This window comes from Agriterribacter sp., assembly GCF_035444585.1.
In the GTDB taxonomy this organism is placed as follows: domain Bacteria; phylum Bacteroidota; class Bacteroidia; order Chitinophagales; family Chitinophagaceae; genus Agriterribacter.
Genome location: NZ_DAOMOZ010000282.1, coordinates 1 through 2,848 on the forward strand (window position 1 = coordinate 1; position 2,848 = coordinate 2,848).

Below are 2,848 nucleotides of genomic sequence, written 5' to 3' on the forward strand. Positions count from 1 at the left end.
TGGCGGGTGCTCCTTTTGACCTGCTGGTAACGCTCACCGATATGCAGGAGCATGGGCGGCTGAATAAGCAGGCGCTGCAGGATGGAAAGCATGTATGGAGCGAAAAGCCCATGGCAAATACCTATAAGGAAGGGAAGGCATTGCTGGACCTGGCCAAAAGTAAAAAGCTGCGGATATGGGGTGCACCCGCAGTGGTGAACAGCCCGCAATTCGCATTCATGTCGCAAGCTATCCGCGAAGGCAAATTAGGGAAGATTTCCAGCGCACATGCGCATTACGGCCACCTGGGGCCTACCTGGTCGGCTTTCTTTTACGAAAAGGGTGGCGGCAGCCTTCCGGATCTTGGTGTATACAATATTGCCACTTTAACAGGACTGCTTGGTCCCGCAAAACATGTCATGGCTATGACCAGTATCGTAACTCCTGAAAGAACGGTGGATAACAAAGGAAAGATAAAAGTAGAAGCGGAAGACAATACCATGCTGCTAATGGATCACGGTGAAGGCATCATTTCACATGTGCAATGTGGATTCAATTATTTTGACCCATATGGCCATGAGGGCAAAGGGCAGCAAAATCCTACGATCACCATTTGGGGAACAAAAGGCAATATGGGACTGATCGGGTACGACTGGGCGCCGTTTGGTGTGGACCTGGCCACTTCGTTTACCGAGCCTCCGGCTAGGCATGTGCCCGACCCCGGAACCTATGTATGGCAGCAGGGAGCAAGCGTTATTGCAGCATCACTCATTACCGGAAAAGAACCGCTGATAGCAGCCGAACATGCTTTGCATGTGCTGGAGGTAATAGAAGCGGCAAGAGCTTCGGGAGATACGGGTAAAAAAATACCGTTGCAGTCTGTTTTTAAATGGCCGGTGGTATAGTTCATTGGTATTGCCTGGAGGCGATAACGAAGCCGTTCGTAGCGAAGACGCCACAAACAGCAATAATAGTACAATTTGTTTCAGCATTATTAAATGTTGGTTATGATAAAGCTACTTTCATCCGCACCCGTTGCACAGCGAAGCGGGCTTGCTGCTATCCGCATTATCGTAGGGTTACTAATGGTATATCACGGATGGGAGGTATTTGATGCCGGTAAGATAAAAGGATATACCGAATGGGACTTTTTTAAAAAATTTGCCTCACCCTTATTCGTGGTATATATCGGTAAAAGTGCAGAATTACTGGCGGGTATATTGCTGACCATCGGGTTATTCACCCGCCTGGCGTCGCTGGTGCTAATAGCAACCATGCTGTATATTGCTTTTTACGTAGGCAATGGTAAAATATGGTATGAAGATCAGCATCCCTTTTTATTTGTGCTGCTGGGCCTGGTTTATTTTTTTTCCGGTTCCGGCAAATGGAGCGTTGATGAATGGCTTCACGGGAAAAAGAAGAAAATATAGAGTTAGCCGCAGATGTATGGTTTAGGTACCAGTTATGTATGCTTATTGTACAATGAGCTTTCGAGTGATGATAAACCACAGGCGCGCAGACAGATACAAAGGTTTATTCATCGCTAAAAATAAAAACCATGAAACAACATTTAATTGTACTGCAAACACTGTTAAGGCGCAAACGCTGTATGAGCAAACGCTTATGAGGCGTCCACGCAAACGCTGTACGAGGCGTCCACGCCTCATACGATAGTATTATCGCCTCTGGCGATGAACACAATTACCTAACTAAAAACACCACTTATGAGCTACGAAAACGCCGATGGCTATAAAATACGCAACCAGCACGGATTGCATTTTATGACTTTTACTGTTGTAGACTGGATAGATTTGTTCAGCCGCAGGTGTTACAGGGATATTTTGATAAAAAACATGCAGCATTGCAGGTTAAAGAAACAACTTTCAATAGGCGCTTATGTAATAATGACGAATCATATGCATGTTATCTGGCAGTCTGAGTGTGGAAAGCTGAGTGATACGGTCAGGGATTTTAAATCCTTTTGCACAAAGGAATTCATTCATGCCATACAAACCGAAAATGAAAGCAGGAGAGAATGGCTGCTGCGTATGTTTCAATTTCATGCGCAGCAAACCAATCAAAATAAGGACTATAAAATATGGACAGGCACAAATCATCCGGAAGAAATTGTAACAGAAAAATTTTTAAGGACAAAGCTTGATTATATCCATAACAACCCTGTAAAAGCAGGATGGGTAGCCAATGCAGAAGAGTATTTATATTCCAGCGCCTCCAACTATATAACAGGTAAGGGAATAATGGAAATTGATTATTTATTTTGATCGCTTTATATCGCCCGGAGGCGATAATAAAATCATTCGTGGCGATGACGCCACGAACAGCGTTCCCACGAACGGCGTAAACATACGAACAGCCTATGTATCTGAGACTTAAAAACCATTATCATGAGCAAAAAAATTACCGTATCCATAATAGCTATGCTGCTGGCATATACCGCAACAGCACAGCAGCGCACGTATTGCAATCCCGTTAATATAGACTATGGCTATACGCCCATACCCAATTTCAGCGAATGGGGCCGGCACCGGGCTACCGCCGATCCCGTGATTGTAACTTACAAAGGCGACTACTATTTGTTCAGCACCAATCAGTGGGGCTACTGGTGGAGCAGCGATATGCTGAACTGGAATTTTATTTCACGAAAATTTCTAAGGCCCTGGAATAAGGGTTATGATGAGCTCTGTGCGCCGGCTGTTGGCGTTATCGGTGATACCATGATCGTGTTTGGATCTACCTATACCAAAAATTTCACCGTATGGATGAGCACCAATCCTAAGGCAGATGACTGGAAACCATTGGTAGATTCCTTTGAGATCGGCGGCTGGGACCCCGCGTTCTTTACGGATGA

General features: G+C 45.2%; 3 protein-coding genes and 1 pseudogene. All 4 read left to right on the top strand.

Annotated elements, in window-relative coordinates; translation table 11 throughout:
* Positions 1–884: Gfo/Idh/MocA family protein (locus PLH26_RS19970; protein ID WP_324587786.1), on the top strand; the 884-nt coding region annotated here is incomplete at its 5' end.
* 102 nt (positions 885–986) lie between these two features.
* Positions 987–1,409, top strand: a complete 423-nt coding sequence (locus PLH26_RS19975) for a DoxX family protein (RefSeq protein ID WP_324587787.1) — start codon at positions 987–989, stop codon at positions 1,407–1,409.
* Between the two features lie 294 nt (positions 1,410–1,703).
* A complete protein-coding gene (locus tag PLH26_RS19980) occupies positions 1,704–2,261 on the top strand; it encodes an REP-associated tyrosine transposase (protein WP_324587788.1) in 558 nt (185 codons plus the stop codon).
* 123 nt (positions 2,262–2,384) lie between these two features.
* A pseudogene (locus PLH26_RS19985) lies at positions 2,385–2,848 on the top strand (xylosidase); the annotation flags it as partial.